The 23,775-nt window shown below is 63.1% G+C and carries 24 protein-coding genes and 2 pseudogenes; 15 read left to right on the top strand and 11 right to left on the bottom strand.

The window, feature by feature from the left end; translation table 11 throughout:
- Positions 1-150: 150 nt before the first annotated feature.
- The 7 genes from JQ641_RS24160 (at position 151) to JQ641_RS24130 (ending at position 7,173) form a co-directional block, all read left to right on the top strand.
- Positions 151-1,254, top strand: coding sequence for an ABC transporter substrate-binding protein (locus tag JQ641_RS24160; RefSeq protein ID WP_502754985.1), 1,104 nt, complete (start codon positions 151-153; stop codon positions 1,252-1,254).
- Positions 1,232-2,272, top strand: coding sequence for an ABC transporter permease (locus tag JQ641_RS24155; protein WP_211998399.1), 1,041 nt, complete (start codon positions 1,232-1,234; stop codon positions 2,270-2,272). The genes JQ641_RS24160 and JQ641_RS24155 overlap by 23 nt, the downstream gene beginning before the upstream one ends.
- Positions 2,266-3,063 (top strand): ABC transporter ATP-binding protein, encoded by a 798-nt coding sequence (locus JQ641_RS24150; protein ID WP_211998398.1) that lies wholly within the window; start codon positions 2,266-2,268, stop codon positions 3,061-3,063. Before JQ641_RS24155 ends, JQ641_RS24150 begins: the two co-directional genes overlap by 7 nt.
- Complete coding sequence (locus JQ641_RS24145) at positions 3,057-4,241, top strand: acyl-CoA dehydrogenase family protein (RefSeq protein WP_211998397.1); 1,185 nt, start codon at positions 3,057-3,059, stop codon at positions 4,239-4,241. The genes JQ641_RS24150 and JQ641_RS24145 overlap by 7 nt, the downstream gene beginning before the upstream one ends.
- A 37-nt stretch (positions 4,242-4,278) precedes the next feature.
- A complete protein-coding gene (locus tag JQ641_RS24140; protein ID WP_211998396.1) occupies positions 4,279-5,379 on the top strand; it encodes an LLM class flavin-dependent oxidoreductase in 1,101 nt (366 codons plus the stop codon).
- Positions 5,376-6,317 (top strand): ABC transporter substrate-binding protein, encoded by a 942-nt coding sequence (locus tag JQ641_RS24135; protein ID WP_211998395.1) that lies wholly within the window; start codon positions 5,376-5,378, stop codon positions 6,315-6,317. Before JQ641_RS24140 ends, JQ641_RS24135 begins: the two co-directional genes overlap by 4 nt.
- 346 nt (positions 6,318-6,663) lie before the next feature.
- Positions 6,664-7,173 (top strand): Lrp/AsnC family transcriptional regulator, encoded by a 510-nt coding sequence (locus tag JQ641_RS24130; protein WP_211998394.1) that lies wholly within the window; start codon positions 6,664-6,666, stop codon positions 7,171-7,173.
- 199 nt (positions 7,174-7,372) lie between these two features.
- Here JQ641_RS24130 and JQ641_RS24125 read toward each other — a convergent pair whose 3' ends face one another.
- Complete coding sequence (locus tag JQ641_RS24125) at positions 7,373-8,341, bottom strand: aliphatic sulfonate ABC transporter substrate-binding protein (RefSeq protein ID WP_211998393.1); 969 nt, start codon at positions 8,339-8,341, stop codon at positions 7,373-7,375.
- Between the two features lie 435 nt (positions 8,342-8,776).
- Here JQ641_RS24125 and JQ641_RS24120 point away from each other — a divergent pair, with 435 nt between their 5' ends.
- Genes JQ641_RS24120 through JQ641_RS24095 form a run of 6 tightly spaced genes read left to right on the top strand, consistent with a single transcriptional unit; the run spans position 8,777 to position 14,169 of the window.
- The gene (locus tag JQ641_RS24120; protein WP_211998392.1) at positions 8,777-9,724 is read left to right on the top strand and encodes an aliphatic sulfonate ABC transporter substrate-binding protein; all 948 of its coding nucleotides are present in this window, start codon (positions 8,777-8,779) and stop codon (positions 9,722-9,724) included.
- Positions 9,725-9,765: 41 nt separating this feature from the next.
- The gene (locus JQ641_RS24115) at positions 9,766-10,719 is read left to right on the top strand and encodes a sulfonate ABC transporter substrate-binding protein (RefSeq protein ID WP_211998391.1); all 954 of its coding nucleotides are present in this window, start codon (positions 9,766-9,768) and stop codon (positions 10,717-10,719) included.
- Positions 10,716-11,882, top strand: a complete 1,167-nt coding sequence (ssuD, locus tag JQ641_RS24110; protein WP_211998390.1) for an FMNH2-dependent alkanesulfonate monooxygenase — start codon at positions 10,716-10,718, stop codon at positions 11,880-11,882. The genes JQ641_RS24115 and ssuD overlap by 4 nt, the downstream gene beginning before the upstream one ends.
- A complete protein-coding gene (locus tag JQ641_RS24105) occupies positions 11,879-12,685 on the top strand; it encodes an ABC transporter permease subunit (protein WP_211998389.1) in 807 nt (268 codons plus the stop codon). Before ssuD ends, JQ641_RS24105 begins: the two co-directional genes overlap by 4 nt.
- A gap of 22 nt (positions 12,686-12,707) precedes the next feature.
- Positions 12,708-13,553 (top strand): ATP-binding cassette domain-containing protein, encoded by an 846-nt coding sequence (locus tag JQ641_RS24100; RefSeq protein ID WP_211998388.1) that lies wholly within the window; start codon positions 12,708-12,710, stop codon positions 13,551-13,553.
- A gap of 7 nt (positions 13,554-13,560) precedes the next feature.
- Entirely contained in the window at positions 13,561-14,169 is a 609-nt protein-coding gene (locus tag JQ641_RS24095) for a flavin reductase family protein (RefSeq protein ID WP_211998387.1), read from the top strand.
- On the opposite strand, the gene JQ641_RS24090 is transcribed toward JQ641_RS24095, so the two are convergent.
- Positions 14,162-14,545, bottom strand: a complete 384-nt coding sequence (locus JQ641_RS24090) for a hypothetical protein (RefSeq protein WP_211998386.1) — start codon at positions 14,543-14,545, stop codon at positions 14,162-14,164. The genes JQ641_RS24095 and JQ641_RS24090 overlap by 8 nt on opposite strands.
- Positions 14,546-14,818: 273 nt before the next feature.
- Here JQ641_RS24090 and JQ641_RS24085 point away from each other — a divergent pair, with 273 nt between their 5' ends.
- Positions 14,819-15,010, top strand: a complete 192-nt coding sequence (locus tag JQ641_RS24085) for a hypothetical protein (RefSeq protein WP_211998385.1) — start codon at positions 14,819-14,821, stop codon at positions 15,008-15,010.
- A gap of 77 nt (positions 15,011-15,087) precedes the next feature.
- On the opposite strand, the gene flbD is transcribed toward JQ641_RS24085, so the two are convergent.
- The 8 genes from flbD to JQ641_RS24045 all read right to left on the bottom strand — a co-directional run bounded on the left by flbD (position 15,088) and on the right by JQ641_RS24045 (position 22,973).
- Positions 15,088-16,467: a sigma-54-dependent transcriptional regulator FlbD gene (flbD, locus tag JQ641_RS24080; protein WP_211998384.1), complete on the bottom strand. Its 1,380-nt coding sequence runs from the start codon at positions 16,465-16,467 to the stop codon at positions 15,088-15,090.
- A gap of 48 nt (positions 16,468-16,515) precedes the next feature.
- Positions 16,516-16,866: a flagellar motor switch protein FliN gene (gene fliN / locus JQ641_RS24075; protein WP_192737547.1), complete on the bottom strand. Its 351-nt coding sequence runs from the start codon at positions 16,864-16,866 to the stop codon at positions 16,516-16,518.
- A gap of 10 nt (positions 16,867-16,876) precedes the next feature.
- A complete protein-coding gene (locus tag JQ641_RS24070) occupies positions 16,877-17,506 on the bottom strand; it encodes a FliH/SctL family protein (protein WP_211998383.1) in 630 nt (209 codons plus the stop codon).
- On the bottom strand, positions 17,506-18,588 hold the full coding sequence (gene fliG, locus JQ641_RS24065; RefSeq protein ID WP_211998382.1) for a flagellar motor switch protein FliG: 1,083 nt from the start codon (positions 18,586-18,588) through the stop codon (positions 17,506-17,508). The genes JQ641_RS24070 and fliG overlap by 1 nt, the downstream gene beginning before the upstream one ends.
- A 1-nt stretch (position 18,589) precedes the next feature.
- Positions 18,590-20,212 carry a flagellar basal-body MS-ring/collar protein FliF gene (gene fliF / locus JQ641_RS24060; protein WP_211998381.1) on the bottom strand — a complete coding sequence of 541 codons (1,623 nt, stop codon included), beginning with the start codon at positions 20,210-20,212 and terminating at the stop codon, positions 18,590-18,592.
- A 179-nt stretch (positions 20,213-20,391) separates the two neighbouring features.
- Entirely contained in the window at positions 20,392-20,667 is a 276-nt protein-coding gene (gene sciP, locus JQ641_RS24055; RefSeq protein WP_002714638.1) for a CtrA inhibitor SciP, read from the bottom strand.
- Between the two features lie 572 nt (positions 20,668-21,239).
- Complete coding sequence (locus JQ641_RS24050) at positions 21,240-22,115, bottom strand: tetratricopeptide repeat protein (RefSeq protein ID WP_211998380.1); 876 nt, start codon at positions 22,113-22,115, stop codon at positions 21,240-21,242.
- A 147-nt stretch (positions 22,116-22,262) separates the two neighbouring features.
- Positions 22,263-22,973, bottom strand: coding sequence for a LysE family translocator (locus JQ641_RS24045; RefSeq protein WP_211998379.1), 711 nt, complete (start codon positions 22,971-22,973; stop codon positions 22,263-22,265).
- A 42-nt stretch (positions 22,974-23,015) separates the two neighbouring features.
- Between JQ641_RS24045 and JQ641_RS24040 the strand changes: the two are divergent.
- Positions 23,016-23,300, top strand: a pseudogene (locus JQ641_RS24040) (REP-associated tyrosine transposase); the annotation flags it as partial.
- Between the two features lie 295 nt (positions 23,301-23,595).
- On the opposite strand, the pseudogene JQ641_RS24035 reads toward JQ641_RS24040, so the two are convergent.
- A pseudogene (locus tag JQ641_RS24035) lies at positions 23,596-23,775 on the bottom strand (hypothetical protein); the annotation flags it as partial.

The raw sequence follows: 23,775 nt of genomic DNA, 5'->3' as shown, positions 1-23,775 counted from the left end.
CGCATCATTTGAACGTCAGATCAACGGCGCGAGATCGGAGTCTCGCGGGGATTGCACCGAATAACCGATCGCCAGTGTGGAACATAACGGGCCGCAGCATCCACGTGCTGCGCCGGCGGCGGCGCCATGCCGTTTTGAGAGCAGGAGTGCATGATGTCACGAGATGGAAAGAACGACGTAACGCGGCTGGATCGCCGAACGTTGCTGCGCGGCGGGGCTGCCGCGGCTTTGGCCGCGCCGTTAGGCGTGTTCGGCGCGCAGGCCTTTCCGTTCCGCGCAACGACACCCGGCATCGATTTCTCAGAGTTTCCGATCTGCAGGACCGCGTCCAATGCACCGGCGCTATCAGGAGCGCCGCGAAAGCTGAAATTGTCATGGAATGCCGGCGCGGTCTGCCTCGTGCCGGTTCCAGTGGCGATCGACCAGGGCATCTTCAAGAAGCACAATCTCGATGTCGAACTGATCAACTACAGCGGCTCGACCGATCAGTTGCTGGAAGCGATCGCGACCGGCAAGAGCGACGCGGGGCTCGGCATGGCGTTGCGTTGGCTGAAGCCGCTGGAGCAGGGGTTCGACGTCAAGATCGCGGCTGGAACCCATGGCGGCTGCATGCGGGTGCTGTCGCGCGTCAATTCGGGCGTCGACAAGCTGACCGACCTCAAGGGCAAGATCGTCGCGGTCGGCGATCTCGGCGGGCCGGACAAGAACTTCTTTTCGATCCAGCTTGCCAAGCAGGGCATCGACCCCAACAAGGATGTCGACTGGCGCGCCTATCCCGGCAATCTGCTGCAGCTCGCCGTCGAGAAGGGCGAGGTTCAGGCGTTCCTGGCGTCCGATCCGATTGCCCATATCTGGCTGAAGGACAGCTCCTACAAGGAGGTCGCGTCCAACCTCGACGGTGAATATAAGGACAAGACCTGCTGCATTCTCGGATTGCGCGGCAGCCTGGTTCGCGAAGAGCCGCAGGTCGCGCGTGCCATCACGCAGGCGCTGCTCGATGCCGCGATGTTCACTGCGCAAAACCCTGACGTCGCCGCGGCTTCGTTCCAGCCTTACGCGCCCAAGACGGCGAGCCTGCAGGATCTGCAGGCGATGGTCCGTTACCACACCCATCATCACCATCCCGTCGGCGAAGTGTTGAAGCGGGAACTGAAGGCCTATGCGGACGATTTGAAGAGCGTTTCAGTCTTCAAGGCCAGCACCGACACGGCGAAATTTGCGGAGCGGATCTATGTCGACGTATTCGGCGTCTAAGACGGTCGCGCTGGCGCAATCGGCGGAAGAAGGCGCAGCACTTTCAGGGCGGCCGCTGTCGCTGGCGTTCTCCCTACCGGCAGGCGGAACCGGCGTGTTCGCAAGCCTGGCGTGGGTCGGGTTCGGCATTTCGTGCCTGTGGTGGCCGGACATCGGCGACTGGACGCGCACCCATCAGCTCGCCGCCGCTGCCTTCGTCATCTCCGGCGCCATTTTCCTGGCGACGGTGGCGGGCAGCCGGCTCGGGCGGTTCAATACCGGCCTGCAACGGCGTGCGCCGTGGCTGCTGGTATCAGCGTTGTTCCTGACGCTGTGGGAAGTCGCGACCGCAAAGTTCGGGTGGCTGCCGCTGCCGTTCTTCCCGCCGCCGCAATCCATCATCGAAGTCTACACCGATGATCTGCCCAAATTGCTCGACAGCATCATTGCCTCGGTAAGGCTTCAGCTCGGCGGATACGTCATCGGCGCCACCGTCGGCTTTCTGACGGGCGTGTCGATCGGCTGGTCGCGCAGCGTCGGTTACTGGGTGCATCCGGTGCTGCGGTTCATCGGCCCGTTGCCGGCGACGGCATGGCTGCCGATCGCGTTCTTCACCTTCCCGTCGAGCTGGAGCGCGAGCACGTTCCTGATCGCGCTCGCGACCGGATTTCCAGTCACGGTGCTGACCTGGTCCGGCGTCGCGAGCGTCAGCAACGCCTATTACGACGTGGCGCGGACGCTCGGCGCGAAGCCGTCGTTCCTGGTGCTGAAGGTCGCGATTCCTGCGGCGCTTCCCCATGTGTTCGTCGGCCTGTTCATGGGCCTCGGTTCGTCGTTTGCGGTGCTGGTCGTCGCGGAAATGATCGGCGTCAAGGCGGGGCTCGGCTGGTATCTGCAATGGGCGCAAGGCTGGGCGGCGTATGCCAACATGTATGCCGCGTTGATCGTGATGTCGCTGCTGTGCTCAGGCGCGATCACGCTGCTGTTCCGGACGCGCGACCGCCTGCTGATCTGGCAGAAGGGAGTCGTCAAATGGTAGCGCATGCGTTGGCCGAAGCGGTCACTTATCCGGCCGTCGGCGCCTCGCTCGATGTCGAACGCATCAGCCACGCCTTCGACATCGATGGCAGCGTCTTGCCGGTGCTCGACGACGTCAATTTCAGCGTCAAGCCCGGCGAATTCATCGCGCTGCTCGGCCCCTCCGGCTGCGGCAAGTCGACCTTGCTGCGGCTGGTCGCGGGACTTGAGGCGCCGCGATCGGGCGTACTGCGCGAGGACGGCGATCCCGTCACCGGACCGTTTCCGTCTCGCGTGGTGGTGTTTCAAGATCCGACGCTATTTCCGTGGCGAACCGTCTGGAATAACGTCGCGCTCGGGCTTGAGGCGCAGGGCATCCTGAAGACCCAGCGCCATCGTGTTGATGCCGCGCTTGACCTCGTCGGGCTGTCGCAGTTTCGCAATGCCTATCCACATCAATTGTCGGGTGGTATGGCGCAGCGCGTTGCGCTGGCGCGGGCGCTGGTGAACGATCCCAAGATCCTCATCCTCGATGAGCCGCTCGGCAAGCTGGATTCGCTGACGCGCATCACGATGCAGGCCGAAATCGTGGCGCTGTGGCAGCGCAAGGGATTTACCACGCTGCTGGTGACCCATGACGTCGAGGAAGCCTTGTTCCTCGCCAACCGCGTCATCGTGTTCAGCGATCGTCCGGCGCGCATCAAGGCCGACATCGCGGTCGATCGTCCGTATCCGCGGCACCGCGGTGATCCCAGGCTGGCGGAGCTTCGCCGTAACATCCTCGGCCTGCTCGGATTGGACGCCACATGGTGAGCGCGATCAACAGCTCGATACGCAAGGAGTCTCCGGCGGAGGCCGCGCCGGTGCCGTACGATTGCGCGCGGGCACTCGCGTCGGAGTTCGCAGCGCGCGCTGCGCAGCACGATCGCGACGCCAGTTTTCCGCATGAAAATTTCAAGGAGCTTGCCGAGGCGGGATTGTTGGCGCTGACCGTACCGACGGCGCTCGGCGGCCACGGCGCCGGTGCGCTCGATACCGCGCGCATCCTCGGCATCTTCGGCAAGGCTGATCCATCGACCGCGCTGGTGCTGTCGATGCACTACATCCAGCATCTGGTGATGGCACGCAGCACGCGCTGGCCGGGGCGTCTGTCGCGCAAGCTGGCACGGGAAGCAATCGACGGCGTGGCGCTGATCAATGCACTGCGGGTCGAGCCGGATCTGGGCTCGCCCGCGCGCGGCGGGCTGCCGGCGACAACCGCGCGAAAGACCGAGACCGGATGGCGGCTCTCTGGCCGCAAGATCTATTCGACCGGCGCGCCGATCCTGAAATGGTATGCGGTGTGGGCGAAGACCGACGAGCCGGAGACGCGCGTCGGCCTGTTCCTGGTTCCCGCGGGATTGCCGGGCACGCGGATTGTCGAAACGTGGGACCATCTTGGCCTGCGCGCCAGCGGCAGCCATGACGTCGTGTTCGAAGACGTCGTGTTCCCGCTCGACCATGAGATCGACGTCCGCGCGCCCGAGGATTGGCGGGTGCCGGATTTCACCCAGTCCGTGGTGCATGCGATCTTCGTCGCCGCGATCTATGACGGCGTCGCCCGTGCGGCGCGCGACTGGCTGGTCGAATTCCTGAAAAACCGGAAGCCGTCCAACCTCGGCGCATCGCTGGCGACGCTGCCGAGGGTGCAGGAGATCGTCGGCGGCATCGAGGCGCGTCTTGCCGTCAACGCGCGCCTGATCGACAGTTTTGCCGGCGATTTCGACGATGGCGTGCAGCTCAGCGCGTCCGAATCCAGCATCGTCAAGCTCACGGTCACCAACAATGCAGTCGCGATTCTCGAAGACGCGCTGTCGCTGACCAGCAATCATGGTCTCACCCGCGCCAATCCGCTGGAGCGGCATTATCGCGATGTCCTGTGCGGGCGGGTTCACACGCCGCAGGACGACGCCACCCGCGTCAACGCCGGACGTCTGGCGCTCGGCGCCTGAATATCAGCGAACCAATCCCGAACTCTGGAGCAAGCTCATGTCAGTGGAATTCATCGGATACATCGGCAGCAACTATTCGTCCGAAACCGTGGTGCGGAACGGCCCGATTCTCGACCGGCACTATGTCGAGACCGTTGCCAAGGCACATGAGAACGCGGGCTTTGATCGCGCGCTGCTGGCGTTTCACTCGACCACGCCTGACGGTCTGCAGATCGGCCAGCACGTGCTCGGCGTGACCGACAAACTGAACGTCCTGATCGCGCAGCGGCCCGGTTTCACCGCGCCGACGCTGCTCGCCCGCCAGCTTGCGACCGTCGATCAACTCTCCGGCGGCCGCGTCGCCCTGCATGTCATCACCGGCGGTAACGCCACCGAACTGCGGCAGGACGGCAACGTCATCGACGACAAGGATGAACGCTACGCCCGCACCAGCGAATTCCTGGACGTGGTTCGCGCCGAATGGAGCAGCGAAAGGCCGTTCACCTATGAGGGGAAATATTATCAGGTGCAGAACGGCTTCTCGCAGTTGAAACCGTATCGCAGCGAGGGGATTCCGATCTTCGTCGGCGGCGGATCCGACGCGGCAATCGAGGTCGCGGGCAAGCATGCCGATACGTTTGCGCTGTGGGGCGAATCCTATGCGCAGGTGCGCGATGTGACGTCGCGGGTCCGCGCGGCTGCCGCCAAGCACGGCCGGCCGACGCCGCGCTTCAGCCTCTCGGTTCGCCCGATCCTCGCCGATACCGAGGAGAAGGCCTGGGCCAAGGCCGATGAAATTCTGGCGCGCGCCACCGCGCTGCAGGACAAGACCGGCTATCGCAAGCCTGCGGACGGCCATGCCACCGCCGGCGCGAAACGGCTGCTGGCGCTGGCCGAGCAGGGGACAAGGATCGACAAGCGGCTGTGGACCGAGATCGCAAAGCTCACCGGCGCCAATAGCAACACCACGGCGCTGGTCGGCACGCCCGAACAGGTCGCCGAAGTGTTCGGCGATTATTACGATCTCGGCATCAGCCATTTCCTGATCCGCGGCTTCGAACCCCTGATCGATGCCATCGACTACGGCCGCGAACTGATCCCGTTGACGCGTCAACTGATTGCCGGGCGCAGTGTTGCTCGGGGAGTGGCCGCAGAATGATGCGCTCTATTCTCATTGCGGGGCTGCTGCTGAGTGCGATTGCCTCGGCGGACGCCCAGACCACATTGCGGGTCGGCGATCAAAAGGGCAATTCGCAGGCCGTGATGGAAGCGGCCGGCGTGCTCAAGGATGTTCCGTACAAGATCGAGTGGAAGGAATTCGCGGCCGCGGCGCCGCTACTGGAAGCGTTGAGTGCGGGCGCGATCGAAACCGGCCTGGTCGGCGACGCGCCGTTCACATTCGCTGCGGCCGCCAATGTTCCCGTGAAAGCCATCGCCGCGATCCGGCAAACTCGCGAAGGGCTCGCGGTACTCGTTCCGAAAAACTCGCCGATCCCTGACTTCGAAAGCCTGAAAGGCAAGAAGATCGCCACCGGCCGTGGCTCGGTCGGCCATCAGCTGATTCTGGCCGCGCTTGAATCGAAGGGGTGGTCGACCAGCGACGTCCAGATCGTGTTTCTCGCGCCATCGGACGCCAAGGTCGCGTATACGCAAGGCTCCGTCGACGCCTGGTCGACATGGGAGCCTTATGTCAGCCAGGAGGAAGTGTTGTTCCAGTCGCGGCGCGTGATCACGGCGGAGGGTCTGACGCCCGGCCTGGGATTCCAGGTCGCGACGCCGAATGCGATCCGCGACAAGCGGCCGGAACTGGAAGATTTTGTCGGGCGGCTGACGGCCGCGCGGGCGTGGTCGCAGACCAATGTCAGCGCCTATGCGGAGACGTGGGGCAGACTGATGAACATTCCGCCCGCGGTGCCGTTGAACTGGTTGAGTCGGGCGAAAATCCGCGTCACACCGATCGATGACGGTGTGGTGGCCGACGAGCAGCAAACGATCGACCTCTATTTCCGCTCGGGCCTGATCAAGCAGAAGCTCAACGCCGCCGACATCGTCGACCGCTCGTTCTCCGGATCCATTGGCAAGGGCGCGGGTCTTTAGGCTCTTCAGCGAGATTGGGTCGAGTAGCAGCCGCGACGGGACTGCGCTCCCTCTCCCGCGCTTGCGGGGGAGGGCTGGGGTGGGGGTGTCGCCGCGAGTCGTACTGTGGAGAGAGCCCCCACCCGGATCGCATCTTCGATGCGATCCGACCTCCCCCGCAAGCGGGAGAGGTGAAGCGAGTTCGCGGCCAGACCGAGTCAAGCAAAAGTCGTCCTGCTCTGGAAGGCGGTCCGCGCAGCAAGTCTTTCTCTGGTGGCACCAATTTTCGAAACGGTAGCCGGCTTGTGTGGAATTATTTTCTGAATAGCATTGTTGAGAGCAATGCATTTGGAAGAAAGTTTTACACATGAGCGACGTCATTACCGCTTCCTCGGAAGTTCCCCGCCGCATCGACGCGATCGACCGCAAGATCCTGCGGGTGCTTCAGGAGGATGCATCGCTGTCGGTAGCCGAGATCGGAGAGCGCGTCGGGCTTTCCTCCACGCCGTGCTGGAAGCGCGTCCAGCGCATGGAGCAGGAGGGGATCATCACCGGCAAGGTCGCGCTGGTCGACCAGAACAAGATCGGCCTCGGGCTGTCGGTGTTCGTGTCGGTGGAGAGCGACGATCATTCCGATGCGTGGCTGAAGAAGTTCGCCGCCGCCGTCAGCGCCATGCCCGAGGTGATCGAGTTCTATCGCATGGCCGGCGACGTGGACTATGTGCTGCGCGTCGTGGTCGCCGACATGCGGAGCTATGATCTTTTCTACAAGAAGCTGATCGGCGCGGTCGCGCTGAAGAACGTAACCTCGCGGTTCGCGATGGAAAAGATCAAGTCGGTCACCGCATTGCCGGTTCCGGCGTTCGAGGCGGCGTAGAAGCCGCGAAGGGATTGCGCTCCCTCTCCCGCTTACGGGGGCCACATGGTTCGAGATGCGCCGCAAGGCGGCGCTCCTCACCATGAGGTCTAGGATTTCGTCGCGAAACAAGACCTCATCCTGAGGAGCCGCGAAGCGGCGTCTCGAAGGATGGGCCACAGGCAATCTGCCCGCAACGCCTCTCTAGCCAGCGCCTCGCTCAGTCGCGCTTTGGCGTCCAGATCTTCGCATCGCCCGCGTTGACCTTTACCGGCAGCAATCCTTCCGCAAAGAACGCATCCGCAATGCGTTGCTGTTCGGACAGGCCGGGCGCCGTGACAATTCCGACCTTGTAGGAACGGTGGCTGTTGGCTTCCTTCACCGTCGCCGCATCGATGCCCCAGAGGCCCGACAGCAATTTGGCCGCATCATCCTGATGCGCCTTGACCCATTTACCGGTCTCGTCGAGTTTGCCGAAGATGGCATTGAGCACGTCGCCGCGCCGATCGGCGAATACAGCCGACGACAGATAATATCGCTTGTAGCTGGCAAGGCCGTTGCTGCCGTCGGACAGCACCCGCGCGTTGGACTGGCGCTGGGCGCTGGTCAGGAACGGGTCCCAGGCCACCCACGCATCGACATTTCCGCCGATGAAGGCGGCGCGGCCGTCGGCCGGGGTGAGGTAGGCCGGCGAAATGTCCTTGAAGCTCAAGCCTGATTTGGCGAGCGCGGCGAGCAGCAGGAAATGGCTGCCGGCGCCTTTCGTCACTGCGACCTTCCTGCCCTTCAGGTCGGCCAACGTCTTGATGGGCGATTCCGCGCCGACCAGAATGGCCTGCGCCGACGGGGAAGCGGCTTCTTCCGCGATATAGGCAAGCGTGGCGCCGGCGGCTTGCGCGAACAGCGGCACGGTATCGGCGACGTCAGCGCCAAAATCGATGTTGCCGGTGTTGATCGCTTCCAGCAGCGGCAGGCCGCTGGTGAATTCATGCCAGGAGATGCGGACGCCCAGCGGCGCGAGCGCCTTTTCCAGCTCGCCGTTGGTTTTCAGAATGGCCGTCAGCGTCGAGGATTTTTGATAGCCGATGCGGATCGTATCGGATGGCGGCGTCTGCGCGGCCACGGATGTTGCTGAAACGGCCGCGATGGTTGCGATGGCTCCGATAATTGATGCGGTACGGTTGCCCATGGAATTTGATCTGCCTGAAATTGAAGGGATGCAGTCAAGCTAAAGACGAGGCGACCTCAGTCAACAGAACCGCCGTCTATTGTTGTCAGGCGATCCGCATGACGATGCTACGCCGGCAGCGGTTCGCGGAGATAAATTCCAAGCTGCTTATTTGCTAAGCGTTCGTGGATCCCAGCGGCGGTCGCTTATGTCTCCGGGTGGATCAGGTTCCACCGCTGCCTGATGCAAGATTAACGAATTGGCTTCGGGCAAGCGTCAAGAAAAATGCGTCGTCGCAAATCGTGTTTCGGCAATAAACGCGTCGTCGCGCGACGGCTTGGCAGTGCCGTCATTGCTATTTTTGCAGAGCACTCGACACCTCCCGCGCCCAGCACCATCATCCCTGCCATCGCATGATCGCGCAATTTCGCGAGCATGATCGTTCAGGAGAATGTGATGAAGCGTCGGGAGTTTCTCGGATTGTCGGTTGCCGGTGCCGTTGTCGCGCTGTCGCCAGGTGCGCGGGCGCAGGCGCCGGTCAAGGAAATCCGCATCGGCTATCAGAAGACCGGCGTGCTCGTGATCGCACGCCAGCAGGCTATTCTGGAAAAGCACTTCGCAGCGAAACAAATTTCCGTCAAATGGATCGAATTCACGTCGGGTCCGCCGTTGCTGGAGGCCATGAGCACCGGCAGTGTCGATCTTGGCGCGGTCGGCGACGCCCCGCCGATCTTTGCCCAGGCTGCGAATGCGAACATCGTCTATGTCGCGGGATCGCCGATCACCAACGGGCAGGGCATTCTGGTTCCCGCCAGCTCCGGCATACGCACGATTGCCGATCTGAAAGGCAAGCGGATCGGATTCGCCAAGGGCACCAGCGCGCATAACGTTCTGATCGCGACACTGGAAAAGGCCGGCCTCACCTACGCCGATATCACGCCGGTCTATCTGTCGCCGCCCGATGCCGGGCCGGCATTCGCCAATGGCAGCATCGAAGCCTGGGCGATCTGGGATCCATATTTTGCGATCGGCGAGAAAAAGCAGAACGGCCGGATCCTGATCAACGCCTACGAGGTCGCCAAGGCCAATTCGTTCTATCTCGCCAACCGCGATTTCGCAAACACCAACGTCCAGCACACCCGCGACATCATCGCCGGCCTGGCGGAAGCCGCCCGCTGGGCGGAAGGAAATCGCGACGCCGTGGCAACTGCGCTGGCCGCCGTGACCGGCGTCCCGCTGGAAGTCCAGACCGTCGCGGCCAACCGCGCCTCGTTCGCGATCGGCCCGGTGACGGACGCGATCATCGAGACCCAGCAGGCCGTCGCCGATCGCTTCTTCAAGCTCGGCCTGATCCCGAAGCCGGTCGTGGTTCGCGACATCGTCTGGCGCCATACCCAGAGCTGAATTCGAGAAAAGCCATTCCATTCAACGCAGAGGATTTCATCATGAAGCGTTTCATCAAACGCCTGATCGCGAGCGCCATGCTGTCTCTCGCCATCGTCGGCTCGACGGTTGGCCTCAGCTACGGCCAGGACAAGGTCGTCCGCATCGGCTTCCAGAAGTACGGCAAGCTGGTGCTGCTCAAGAGCAAGGGCACGCTCGAAGGCAAGCTGAAGGCCGCGGGTTATCAGGTGGTATGGACCGAGTTTCCCTCCGGGCCGCCGCTGCTCGAGGCGCTCAATGTCGGCGCCATTGATTTCGGCAACACCGGCGAAGCGCCGCCAATCTTCGCGCAGGCCGCGGGCGCGCCGATCCAGTATGTCGCCTATGAGCCCCCGGCGCCGAAGGGCGAAGCCATCCTGGTGCCGAAGGACAGCAAGATCGCTTCGGTCGCGGATCTCAGAGGCAAGAAGGTGGCGCTGAACAAAGGCTCCAACGTCCACTATCTGCTGGTGAAGGCGCTGGAGAAAGCCGGCGTCAAATATTCCGAGATTGAGCCGGTGTTTCTCGCGCCGGCGGATGCGCGCGCGGCGTTCGAGCGCGGCGCGGTTGATGCCTGGGTGATCTGGGATCCGTTCCAGGCCGCCGCTGAAGCCGCCACCGGCGCGCGGACGCTCGCCGACGGCGCCGGCATCGTGTCGAACTATCAGTTCTACTTCGCCTCGAAGAAGTTCATTGGCGCCGACCCTGGCATCGTCGATCTCGTGTTGGCCCAACTCAGCGAAGTCGACGATTGGGCCAAGGGCGACATTCACACCGTCGCCGAACAGCTGGCGCCGGCAATCGGTCTTCCGGTCCCGGTCGTCGAAGTCGCGTTGAAACGGCAGTCCTACGGCATCAAGCCGATCACCGACAGCGTGATCGTCGACCAGCACCAGGTTGCCGATACCTTCTTCGCGCTCGGCCTCATTCCCAAACAGATCAAAATTTCCGACGCGGCGCGGAGGCCGGGTTCATGAGTAACCAATCGAACGCCAATATCCTCTGGTTCCTGCCGACCCATGGCGACGGCCGCTATCTCGGCACCACCACCGGCGGGCGGGAAGTGAACTTCAATTACCTGCGCCAGATCGCGCAGGCTGCGGACCAGCTCGGCTATTACGGCGTGCTGCTGCCGACCGGGCGAAGCTGCGAAGATTCCTGGGTGGTGGCGTCAGCCGTCGCGCCCTGGACCGAGCGGCTGCGCTATCTGGTAGCGGTGCGGCCCGGCCTGCAATCGCCGAGCGTTGCCGCGCGAATGACCGCGACGCTCGACCGGTTGTCGAACGGGCGGCTGCTGGTCAACGTCGTCACCGGCGGCGACCCCGTCGAGAACAAGGGCGACGGGATATTCCTCGATCATGACGCGCGTTATGCGGTGACGCGCGAGTTCCTCAACGTTTATAGCGACCTGCTCGCGGGCAAGACCGTCAATGTCGAAGGCAAGCACATCCGCATCGAGGATGGCCGCCTGCTGTTTCCGCCGGTGCAGGCGCCGCGGCCGCCGCTTTACTTCGGTGGATCGTCGGACGCCGGCATCGATGTCGCGGTCGACACCGTCGACAAATATCTGACCTGGGGCGAACCGCCGGCGCAGGTGGCCGACAAGATCAATCGCGTGAAAGCGGTCGCGGACGCGCGCGGGCGAAAACTCTCGTTCGGTATCCGCCTGCATGTGATCGTTCGCGAGACCAATGCGGAAGCCTGGAAGGCGGCGGATGAGCTGATCCAGCACGTGACCGACGAAACCGTCGCCTCGGCGCAGAAGATATTTTCCCGAATGGACTCGGTCGGCCAGCAGCGCATGGCGCAGCTGCATGGCGGCAGGCGCGACAAGCTCGAGATCAGCCCCAACCTCTGGGCCGGTGTCGGTCTGGTACGCGGCGGGGCAGGGACGGCATTGGTTGGCGATCCCCAGACCGTCGCGGCGCGGATCCGCGAATACCAGGATGTCGGCATCGATACCTTCATCATGTCGGGCTATCCCCATCTGGAGGAAGCCTATCGCTTCGCCGAATTGGTGTTTCCGCTGCTGTCGCTGAAGCAGCCGAACAATGTGACGCAGATCCGCGTCAACACCGGCCCGTTTGGCGAGACCATCGCCAACGAACATCGTCCCCTCGTCAAGGCATCGCAATCATGAGTCTGATCGAAAGTCTTCCGCGCGTCCGACGCCTGCGCTTTCCGCGGGCCGACGGCCTCATTCCATGGATCGTGCCGCTTGCGATCATCCTGCTCTGGCAGGTGGCTTGCGTCACCGGCTTCGTCTCGGCGCGGGTGTTGCCGGCGCCGAGCGATGTGGCGCTGGCGGGATGGAAGCTGCTGCTGTCAGGTGAACTGGTGCGCAATATCTGGGTCAGTTTCTGGCGCGCCAGCGTCGGCTTCCTGATCGGCGGCAGTATCGGCTTTACCTTCGGTCTCGCCAACGGCCTGTCGCAGCTATCGAGCAAATTGACCGACACGACGTTGCAGATGGTGCGCAACATTCCGCATCTGGCGCTGATCCCGCTGGTCATCCTGTGGTTCGGCATCGATGAATCGGCAAAACTGTTCCTGGTCGCGCTCGGCGTGTTCTTTCCGATCTACCTCAACACGCTGCACGGCATCCGCACCGTCGATCCGCAGCTGATCGAGATGGGCCGCATCTACGGCATGACCGACGGCGAATTGTTTCGCCGGGTGATCTTTCCGGGCGCGTTGCCGTCGATCTTCGTCGGCCTGCGCTTTGCGCTCGGCATCATGTGGCTGACCCTGATCGTGGCTGAAACCATCGCGGCGTCGTCCGGCCTCGGCTACATGGCGATGCAGGCGCGCGAATTCATGCTGATCGACGTCGTGGTGCTCTCCATCCTGATCTACGCGCTGCTTGGCAAGCTTGCCGACAGCGCTTCACGCGCGCTGGAGCGGCTGACGCTGTCCTGGCATCCGGCCTTCCAGAAACATTGAGGCGAGAAACTTGAGGATTACAATGCAAGAAGCTCTTCGTTTTCGTGCCGCGGACGCCGAGGTTGTGGACCGCGCCGAGTTCATCGAACAGGCGCGTCAGGTGCGACGTGGTGCGGAAGCTCCAACGCGCGGGCTTTCGCTGACGATCCGGGGATTGCGCAAATCGTTCGGCGACAACGAGGTGCTGCGCGGCATCGACCTGCACATTCCGGCGGGGCAGTCCGTCGCCATCGTCGGCCGCAGCGGTTGCGGCAAGAGTACGCTGCTGCGGCTGATCGCGGGCCTTGAAACGATTACGGCCGGTACCATCAGTTTTGGCGAGGAAACGCGCGCGGAAGACGTCCGCGTGATGTTTCAGGAGCCGCGGTTGCTGCCCTGGGCCCGGGTGCTGTCGAACGTCGAGGTCGGCCTCGGCCGCGAGCGGACCTCGCCGGACGCGCAGGCCCGCGCCGACAGCGCGCTGGTCGAAGTCGGCCTTGACGACAAGCGGGCGCAATGGCCGGCGGTTCTCTCCGGCGGGCAAAAGCAGCGCGTGGCGCTGGCGCGGGCCCTGGTCAGCCGCCCGCGCGTGCTGGCTTTTGACGAGCCGCTCGGCGCGCTTGACGCATTGACGCGGATCTCGATGCAGCGGCTGCTGGAGCGGGTCTGGCAGGATCAGGGGTTCACCGCGATCCTGGTGACGCATGACGTCGCCGAGGCCGTGGCACTGGCCGACCGCGTTCTGGTGATTGAGGACGGCCGCATCGCGCATGACATCGACGTCAATATCCCGCGCCCAAGGCGTCGGGGTTCGGCGGAGCTGGCCGCGCTGGAAGGCTCGATCCTGAAGAACCTGCTGCAAGGCACCGAGGACACTTCCGACCTGTGAGGCCATCATGAACTCCGTTGTCCGGCATATCGCGATCGACCGTCAGGTTTCCGAAGAGGTTTCCCAAGAGGTTTCCCGCGCGGTTTCTCAAGACGATTTCCGCGGCGCCATGCGTCAGTTGACGGGCGGCGTGAGCGTCATCACGGCGGGGCGCGGCAAGGATATTTCGGGGATGACGGTGACCTCGGTGTCGTCGCTGTCGGTCGATCCGCCGGCACTGATCGTCAGCGTCAACCGGAACGCGTCCTCGTGGCCGCTCGTGCAGCGATACGGCTTCTTCGGCGTCAATATCCTGACGTCTGACCAGATCGACGTCGCCGAGCGCTTTGCCGGCAAGGACGGGCTCAAGGGCGCCGAGCGGTTTGCCGGCGCCGAGTGGACGACGCGCGCTTCAGGCGTGCCGCTGCTGGTGGGCGCGCTTGCCGCGATCGAGTGTGAGGTGGAGGAAATCGTCGAGCGGCATTCCCATGCGATTCTGATCGGCCGCGTGCTGGACCTGCAGCTCTCGACCCGCACCGCGGCGCTGGCCTATTGGCAGGGCCAGTATGTTGCGATCGATCGCGACGAGGACGCAGTCAGGCTGGCGGAGGTCAGCGTTCCCGCGCGTTTCAGGTAAGAATCGCGCTGAGCGTTGCCGGGCTGTCGATGATGACGGTGCTGCCGCGCACACCGTACCAAACCCCGGCGATAGTCTGCGGCGCACCTGCCAGCGGCACGCTGACGACCAGCGTGGTGGGCACGCGACCGGTGCTCGACGGTTCCTGTTCGTTGTAGGTGAAGCTTGCCGCAACGCCCAACGCGGTACCGTTCACGGTAATTCCGACGGTTGCGCCGGGGTAGTTGTTGCCCTGTGCGTACGGCATCGGCAGATTCAGGATGATCAGCGCAGAGGTGCCGACGCCTTCGGGAATCGTGAGGCTGAGGCCAGGAATGGGTACGAAAGTAGCGGAGTTGGTCGACTGAGTCCCGGTCGTCTGCGCATACAAGGCCATAATCGCTCTCCCGTTGTTTGATAAATCCTAGCAACAAAAGGTTGAGTGAGGCAAATGGAATCACGGTTCGGGAAATGTGAAAATCCGGTGACGGGGCGCGAAGGGTGTTTGTTGCCGTGGCGTTCAGCGGGCGCACGGACTAAAACGCTCACTTCCGATGCTTAAGGAATGAGCGCGCGCCTTGGAACGCAGGCTTCTTGAAACTGTTTTGTCGCTGCGGTGGTTTCTCCGGCGCGGCGTCGCGCGCCCCGCCCAATGCAGTGTGGTGATCCGATGAAACGTATCGCGACCTGGGCTTTCTACGGCGTCGGCGCGCTTGCGATCGGCTATCTCGCGCTTTACGCCTATGCGGTCTTCACCGGCCGCGATCTGCAGCCCGGCGATCCCATCCACATCTTCCGCAAGCCGGACGCACCGAGTTATTCGGAGCGGGACCCGGTTGTTCTGACGTCATTGCGAGCGTAGCGAAGCAATCCATATTTCGGCAAACCGGATAGATCGATTGCTTCGCTTCGCTCGCAATGACGGTGAGTGCGCTTCGCTCACCCCGCCGCCGCAAAGCGCTGATAGTCGCCGGCGCCGGCCGGCGTGATCGGTATTCCGCCGTCGGCATATTCATTCAGCTTGTTGCGCAGCGTGCGGATCGAGATGCCGAGGATGTTGGCCGCGTGGGTGCGGTTGCCGAGGCAATGCTTGAGCGTCTCCAGGATCAGGTCGCGTTCGACGTCGGCAACCGTGCGGCCGACCAGCGCGCGCGTGACCTGTTCGGCGGCGAAGGTGGCGTGGGCCACGGCCGGCGCGGTCTTGGCAAGGTCGAGGCGGTCGCCGTCCGGGGTCAGGATCGCATCGGCGCCGATTTCGTCGCCCTGCGCCATCAGCACCGAGCGGTGCATGGTGTTTTCGAGCTCGCGGACGTTGCCCTGCCAGCGGTTGGCGGTCAGCACCCGGCGCGCCTCGCTGGAGATCGGGCGCAGCGGCACGCCGTTGGCTTCGGAATATTTCTTCGCAAAGTGGTGCGCCAGTTCGATGATATCCGCCGGCCGGTCGCGCAGCGCCGGGATCTTCAGATTGACGACGTTGAGCCGGAACAGCAGGTCCTCGCGGAAGGTGCCTTCGCGGACGGCGTCGGCCAGATTGCGGTTCGAGGTCGCGATGATGCGGATGTCGACCGGGACCGGCTTGGTGCCGCCGACGCGGTCGATCACGCGCTCCTGAATCGCGCGCAGCAATTTCGATTGCAGCCGCACGTCCATCTCGGAGATTTCGTCGAGCAGCAGCGTGCCGCCGGTGGCTTCCTCGAACTTGCCGATGCGCCGCGCCACGGCGCCGGTGAAGGCGCCCTTTTCGTGGCCGAACAGTTCGGATTCAAGCAGGTGCTCGGGGATCGCCGCGCAGTTGATCGAGATGAACGGCCGCTTGGCGCGGGCCGAGCGGGTGTGGACGTAGCGTGCCAGCACTTCCTTGCCGGTGCCGGATTCGCCGGTGATCATGACCGAGGCGTCGGAGCCCGCGATCTGCTGCGCCAGCTTGACGACCTTGCCCATCGCCTCGTCGCGATAGATCAGGTCGCGGGAATCGTTGGCGACGGCGGCGAGCACGGCGGCGATCAGTTCCGGATCGGGCGGCAGCGGGATGTATTCCTTGGCGCCGGCGTGGATCGCGGCGACCGCGGCGCGGGCGTCGTTGGAGATGCCGCAGGCCACGATCGGCACATGGATGTGTTCGGCCTCGAGCCGCATCACCAGGTCGCGGATATCGAGCGCGACGTCGACCAGCATCAGGTCGGCGCCCTTGCCGCCGCGCAGCACCGCCATCGCCTGTTCGATCGTCTCGGCGTGGGTCACCGAAGCGCCGTTGTCCATCGCGATCTTGGTGGCCGTGGTGAGCTGGCCCTTCAATGTGCCAACGATGAGAAGCCGCATCATAGTCTCCTGTTCGTCTGTTCGCGCAGCTTGTGCGCGTGCCGTTGTTTAGTTGCGTTCCGCCTTGATGATTTCCGTCATGGTGACGCCGAGCTTGTCTTCCACCAGCACCACTTCGCCGCGCGCCACCAGCCGGTTGTTGACGTAGATGTCGATCGCTTCACCGACGCGGCGGTCGAGTTCGAGCACGGTGCCGGGGCCGAGCTTGAGCAGCTCGCCGACGTCCATCTTGGAGCGGCCGAGCACCGCCGAGACCTGCACCGGCACGTCGAACACGGCCTCCAGGTCGGCCGCGATGCGCGAGGCCTGTTCGTCTTCATTGTAGGCCAGATCGTCCGCGGGCTCCGCGGCTGACGCGTTGAGGTCTTGCAGCGGGACCTGTGTGTCGGTGTCGCTCATGGTTCAGTCCTCATGGCCTTCCGGCCTGATCGCGGGACGCCATGTAGCGCCCGACAAGTTCGTTGATCTTGGCTTCGATGGCGGCGCGCTCCAGCACCACGCCGCCGTCGGCCCATTCGATCCGGCAGTCGCCGGTTGCAATCCCCGGTTCGGCCAGGATCACCAGCCGGCCCTCGAAGCCGCTCTGCGTGGCCTGCCGCTCGATCTGCACGCGCGCCGCCTCATAAAGGGAATCGTTGATGCGGACCATGAGGTGCGGCGTCGCGACCAGATGCGAGAAGCAATCGCCCACCAGTGCCGTGATCTCGCCGAGCGGCTCGGCGGCGATCAGTTCGCCGCACAGCTTGCGGGCCACCGCGACCGCGACGTCGACCGCCTCGGTCTCCATCCGCGCTTCGATGCCGCCAAATCGCGAGGCGATGCCCTTGATCGCGATGCCGATCTCCTCCAGCGCCAGCGCGGCGCGGCGGTCGCTTTCCGCCTTGGCCTCGCGCTGCGCGGCCTCGTAGCCGTCGCGATAGGCGCGGGCCTCCGCCGAGGCGATCTTCTGCGCGATCTCGGCCGGCGTGGCGGGGCGCTCGCGCGTCTTGTCCGGCGCGCCGAAGTCCATGTCGAACAGGAATTTTGCGGGCGCGGCCATCAGTACACCAGCTCGTCGTCGGCGCGGTTCTTGGTCAAGGTGATTTCACCCTTGGCGGCCATGTCCTTGGCGAGGTTGACGAGCAGCGCCTGCGCCTCGTCGACGTCGCGCAGCCGCACCGGTCCCATCGCGGCCATGTCGTCGAGCAGCATCTTGCCGGCGCGGGACGACATGTTGCCGAGGAAGAAGCTGCGGACCTCCTCATTGGCGCTCTTCAGCGCAATGCCGAGCTTGTCCTTGTCGATGTTGCGCATCAGCGTCTGCGCCGAGGCGGAGTCGAGCTTGATCAAATCGTCGAAGGTGAACATCAGCGCCTTGATGCGCTCGGCGGATTCGCGGTTTTCCTCTTCCAGCGAGGTGATGAAGCGGGTTTCGGTCTGGCGGTCGAAATTGTTGAAGATTTCGGCCATCACCTCGTGGGCGTCGCGGCGGCGGGTCTGCGACAGGTTCGACATGAACTCGGTCCGCAGCGTCTGCTCGACGCGCTCGATGACTTCCTTCTGCACCGCTTCCATCTTCAGCATGCGCCCGACCACGTCGAGTGCGAGATCCTCGGGCAGGATCGCCAGCACGCGGGCGGCGTGCTCCGGCTTCAGCTTCGACAGCACCACGGCGATGGTCTGCGGGTACTCGTTCTTGAGGTAGTTGGCGAGCACCTCTTCCTGCACGTTGGAGAGTTTCTCCCACATGTTGCGGCCGGCGGGGCCGCGGATTTCGTCCATGATGCCACTGACGCGCTCGGTCGGCAGATATTGCTGCAGCAGCCGTTCGGTGGCGTCGAAGGTGCCCATCAGGGCGCCGGAGGCCGACATCCGCGAGACGAATTCCAGCAGCAGGTCCTCGACCACGTCGGCCTCGACGGTGCCGAGCGTCGACATGTGGATCGACAATTCGCGCACCTCGTCGTCGTCGAGCAGCGCCCAGACCTTGCCGCCATATTGTTCGCCCAGCGCCAGCATCAGGATCGCGGCGCGCTTCGGCCCGCTCAACTTCTCGCCCTTCGGCCGCGAGGCCTGACGGCTCGCCAGCGCCGAGATGACGGTGGTGATATCGGTGGCGTTTGTGGTTTGAGGTACAGCCATGTCAGCTCGCTTCAGCGCCTTCGCTCAGCCATTGACGAACAATGGAGGCGGTCTCGTTCGGATTTCGTTCGGCGAGTTCACCGACCCGGTGCACGGCCTGGGCGTGGACCTGGCCCTGAACCTGGGCGACGTCGATCAGCGCGGCGGCGCCGCCGGCGGGAATCAGCGCCTGGCCGGGCGCGCCTTCGGCGGTGCCGTCGGCCAGCGCCGGCAGAGCGGCGCCGCCGGCCAGCGCGGGAACGGCTTCGGCGGCCAGGATGCGCTTGACCAGCGGGCGGATCACCATGAACAGCACGACGAGGCCGAGCAGCATCATGACGCCAAGCTCGATGACGTACATGACGTCATCCTTGGTGAACTGGAACATGCCGAGCAGGCCGGTCGGCTCGGCGACCGGGGGCACCGACGGGGCTTCGGCAAAGCGCAGGTTCACGACCTCGACCTGGTCGCCGCGCTTCTGGTCGAAGCCGATCGCCGAGCGAACCAGCGTGGCGATGCGGTCGAGCATTTCCTTGCTGCGATCGGAATAGACCATCTCGCCTTTTTCGTTCTTGGTGTAGGCGCCGTCGACCAGCACCGCGACCGAGATCTTGTTGACCCGGCCAGCCTCGGTGACTTCGGTCTTGGTGACGCGGGAAATCTCGTAATTGTTGGTTTCTTCGCTCTTCTTGCTCTGGTCGCGCGCCGCGACGCCGGCATTGGTCTGGTTGCCGGGCAGTTCGTTGTTGACCGTGACCTGGCCGGTGTCGCCGGCGGTCGCCGAGGATTCCTCGCGGGACTGGCTGGAGCGCAGCACCCGGCCTTCGGGATCGAACTTGTCCGAGGTCTGGGTGACCTTGTTGTAGTCGAAATCGGCGGTGAGCTGGACGCGGGCGCGGCCCTGGCCGACCACCGAGGAGACGATCGCCTCGACCTCGTTGCGCATCCGCTTCTCGAAGGCGGTGCGGCGCTCGTCGCCGCTGGCGCCCTCGGGATTGCTGCTGGCGCCGTCGGCGAGCAGCCGGCCGCCCTCGTCGACGATCGACACCCGCTGCGGCTTCAGGCCGTTGACGGCGGAAGCGACCACGTGGCGGATGGCGCGGATCTGCTGGGGCTCGAGGCTGCCGCGCACCCGCACCACGATGGACGCCGACGGCTCCGGGATTTCGCGGGAGAACAGCGGCCGTTCCGGCAGCACCAGATGGACGCGGGCGGCCTGAATGCGGTCGATGGCGCGGATGGTGCGGGAGAGTTCGCCCTCCAGCGCGCGCAGATGATTGATGTTCTGGACGAAGCTGGTGGTGCCGAGCGCGTCCGATTTGTCGAAGATCTCGTAACCGACGCCGCCGCCCTTGGGCAGGCCGCCTTCGGCCAGCTTCATCCGCAGCCGCGTCACCTTGTCCTTCGGCACCATGATCACGGCGCCTTCGTTGCGCATTTCGAAGGGGATCGCCTGGCGCTCCAGGTCCTTGATGATGCTGGAGGAGTCTTCCGCCGAAAGGTCGGTGAAGAGGGTGGTCATCTGCGGCGTCGTGACGCGCATGATGACGAACGCGAAGAAGCCAATCAGGGCGGCGGTCACGGCGACCATCGCCATCAGCCGCGACGCGCCCAGGCCTTTCAGGAAAGCAACGAGACTTTGCACCAACCGCCCCCAGGGGTTCGGCCCAGATTCGTACCCGGGGACCGACTGGGCAATTATTGCCTAGGGGATGGTTTCCATATGGTTAACGACCGTTAAAACCGGTGAAGAAGTTTGGGCATGAAAAAAACCAGCTTCGCAAAACGAAGCCGGTTTTCATCAAATCTTCCGGTTTGGAGCGTTTATTGCCGGTATTGCTGGATGCGGGTGGTCCGCAAGCCTGCAAGGCCATGCTGGTCGATGGAGAACTGCCAGGACAGGAACTCGTCCACCGTCAGCGTGTAGCGGCTGCAGGCCTCCTCGAGGGAGAGCAGGCCGCCGCGAACCGCGGCAACGACTTCGGCCTTGCGGCGGATCACCCACCGCTTGGTGCCGGGCGCGGGCAGGTCCGCAATTGTTAATGGACTTCCGTCAGGCCCGATGACGTATTTTACCCTCGGGCGATGGGGTTCTGTCATGGCGTACTCACAAACTCTCAACCACTGAACTCACCCTGATAACCTACGCCGTGCGACTTAAAATTTGCCTAAGCCCAAGGGTTCAATACGAATCTCGTTGGAAATGGCTGGAACTGGGGGCGGGGCGGGTAGGGCAGGACGGTGTGACGGAGGAGCGTAGGCGGACCAGTGGGCTCCAATCCACCCGACGGGCCTACGCGAGCCTCGGAGTGACAGCCTGATTAGGTATCGGCCTCTCCGCGTCATTGCGAGCAAAGCGAAGCAATCCATGGCGCACCCAGCCGAGGAATGGATTGCTTCGTCGCTTCGCTCCTCGCAATGACGGCCGAGCGATGCGAAAAACGGAACGTCGCCGGAGGCGCTAGTCCGTAGATGGGCGGATTGGAGCCGAAGGGCGTACTCCGTCATTTTAGGCAAGCATCCCGGGCCATCGCTGTTCGCCCGCGAACATCATTCGATATGGGGTGCAGGGTAGCACTGACCCCGTTGGTGATGTAACCGGTGCGGCGGATTACGCCTTTGGCTCAATCCGCTCTACGGGCTTGTTCGAAAATCTTGGTGCGGATGAGCGTTTAGCGGACCTGCAGCTGACTGCGTCGCTCCAACGCCCAGCTATCGTCTGCTTTTAAATCCAATATGCGGTCGTAATCTTTCAGCGCACGCTTCCGGTCGCCAAGAGTCTCAAGTACGAACGCGCGCGCACGCAGACCGTTGAGGTTGTTGGGCAGAATCCCCAGTCCCTTATCCAGATCGGTTAGGGCAAGCGCAAATTCATTAGTTTTCATCCTCACAAAACCCAACCCAAGATAAAACCTGCCCTGCTGGCTCGGAAGCAACTGATGATTTAGCGCAAGCACGCGCTCGAAATCCAATCGGGCATCGCGATAACTGTGCTGCGCAATATAAGCTTTACCACGCCAGAGATAGGCAGTCGCATGATTCCCATCGAGCGTGATCGCTTTCGTGTAGGAGCTGATCGCCTCGGCATAATGCTGGCGATCAGAGTGTACGCGGCCCGTGCCATACGCGTACGTTGCCGATTTTTCGTCGAGCGCAGTGCCCTTTGCAAAATCGGCCAGGGCATCGTCATATCGACGCAGTCTCAAAAAGAGAAAGCCGCGCGAAGCGTAGAGGACAGGATCAACGGGCTCGATACTGATCGCACCAGACCAATCACCGAGAGCACGATCTATCTGATTGATGCGCTCATTCAGGCGCGCTCTTCGCTTGAGGATATCGCGACGTTCTGCATTGGAGATCGAGGCATCGCCGAATGCCGTCGAATATAGTTCAATTGCGCGGTCATGGGCGCCGACCCGCTCTGCCCGTTCGGCCTCCGCGCGAACTTTCGAACCGCTCTCGCCCGGAGAGCCACTGCAAATCAACATCATCGCCGCTGTTGCAGCGTATCTTGCTACGGATTTTTGCAGGCCTTCCCAGCGAAGCATGCAACTTCCCATTACATCAAACGGAGTCACCGACCGCTACATTCGCACTCACAACGCAAATTCAGAGCCCTTCATGTGGACCGCTACTGCTGACTCCATTCTCCAAAAATTCGCACGACTTTGTCAGTGAATTTCCGGGACAGAACACTAGCGCGCGGTCGCAGGGCCGCTACGATCAAGGAAAAGAAATCCGGCAATCATCAACATAACAGCGCCAAGAATACCTTCTTGCAGCTTGGCAAACCACGCATTGCGGGCAAGCCACCCGCCAATGCTGGAAGCACCAGCGGCGAAGCCGACATAGACGACAAAGCCAAGTGCCTTCGAGACTACTGCAAGAATGAATAATTGTTGCCAGACCGGACCAACAGCGGGATCAGTGAATTGGGGCAGGAACGCCGTCATAAACAGGAAAACCTTCGGGTTGAGAAGGTTTGTCGTGAAGCCCTGTATGAAGGCGGCTCGGTGTGCGCCTGTCAGCGCCGCCCGCATCGTATGCTGGTCGAGGCGGATGCTGCGCCATAAAGCGCGGATGCCAAGGTAGGCTAGGTAGGCTGCGCCGACCAACCTCACGGCGGAGAACAGTTCCGGTGAATGCCGGAAAATTTCGGCGAGACCCAGAACGACAACCGGAATTTGGATGAAGCCGGCGAAGAACGTCCCCAAGACGCTCATGAAGGCAGCTCTAAAGCCTTGGGTCATGCCGCGTGTGAGCGTCAACATCATGTCGGGACCTGGAGTGATGTTCAGCACCAGCGATGCAAGAGTGAAGGCGAGCAGCAAGTGAAAGTTGAACATAGAAGTTGGATACCATGAAAGCGCGTAGGGTGGATTGGAGCCGAAGGCGTAATCCGCCATCTTGGCCGTGCCACAACTATAGCATGTGCTATGCTGCTTCCCATACCGAATTATCGTCGCGCCTTCATTCCGGGCGGCTGCTGGTTCTTCACCGTCAACCTGCTGGAGCGGCGGAAAACCGTGCTCGTCGATCATGTCGCGATCCTGCGCGAGGCCGTCGCCATCACCCGCCGCGACCATCCCTTCACGATCGACGCCTTTGTCGTGCTGCCTGATCATCTGCATGCGATCTGGCAACTGCCGCCGGGCGATCATGATTTCTCCACGCGCTGGCGCCTGATCAAGACGCGGTTCGCGCGAGCGCTTCCGAAAGAGGAGCGGCTCAGCGAACGACTGTGATCGTGTGGTTTGGTGGCTCTGATCGGCGGATTACGCCTTCGGCTCAATCCGCCCTACGGTCTGCGTCGCCTCTCACACAAGCGCAATCTCGCAACCGCCCTGCGACAAATCAACCCGACGGGCAAATCAATTCCGATTTACGGAATTCGCGTCAAGCCCCAAATTAAAAAATATTTCTGTTTACCAGAACGACAATCAGGTGCATATATCTGCCCATCCCGTCCTGGTCAGAAGGGCGTCGGCCGTCGTCACGGACGTTGGACGGGTTGCGGTGGACGCTGGTTCACGCCTGACGACGGCGTGGATAAGCGTACGGCAAAACCGTGTGGTCCTGGCGCCCGTTGCCGGCGTCAAGCTGTCGGAGAAGCGCGAGCTGAACCGGCAGCGACGGAGTCAACCAAGAACTCGTCTCCGGGGAGATCACGGCATAAGCCGTAAAGCCATTGCGCAGGGAAGGCCGGGT

It is taken from the genome of Bradyrhizobium sp. JYMT SZCCT0180, from assembly GCF_018130165.1.
In the GTDB taxonomy this organism is placed as follows: domain Bacteria; phylum Pseudomonadota; class Alphaproteobacteria; order Rhizobiales; family Xanthobacteraceae; genus Bradyrhizobium.
Note: the sequence above shows the minus strand (reverse complement) of the source record. Positions and strands in the feature narration are given on the sequence as shown.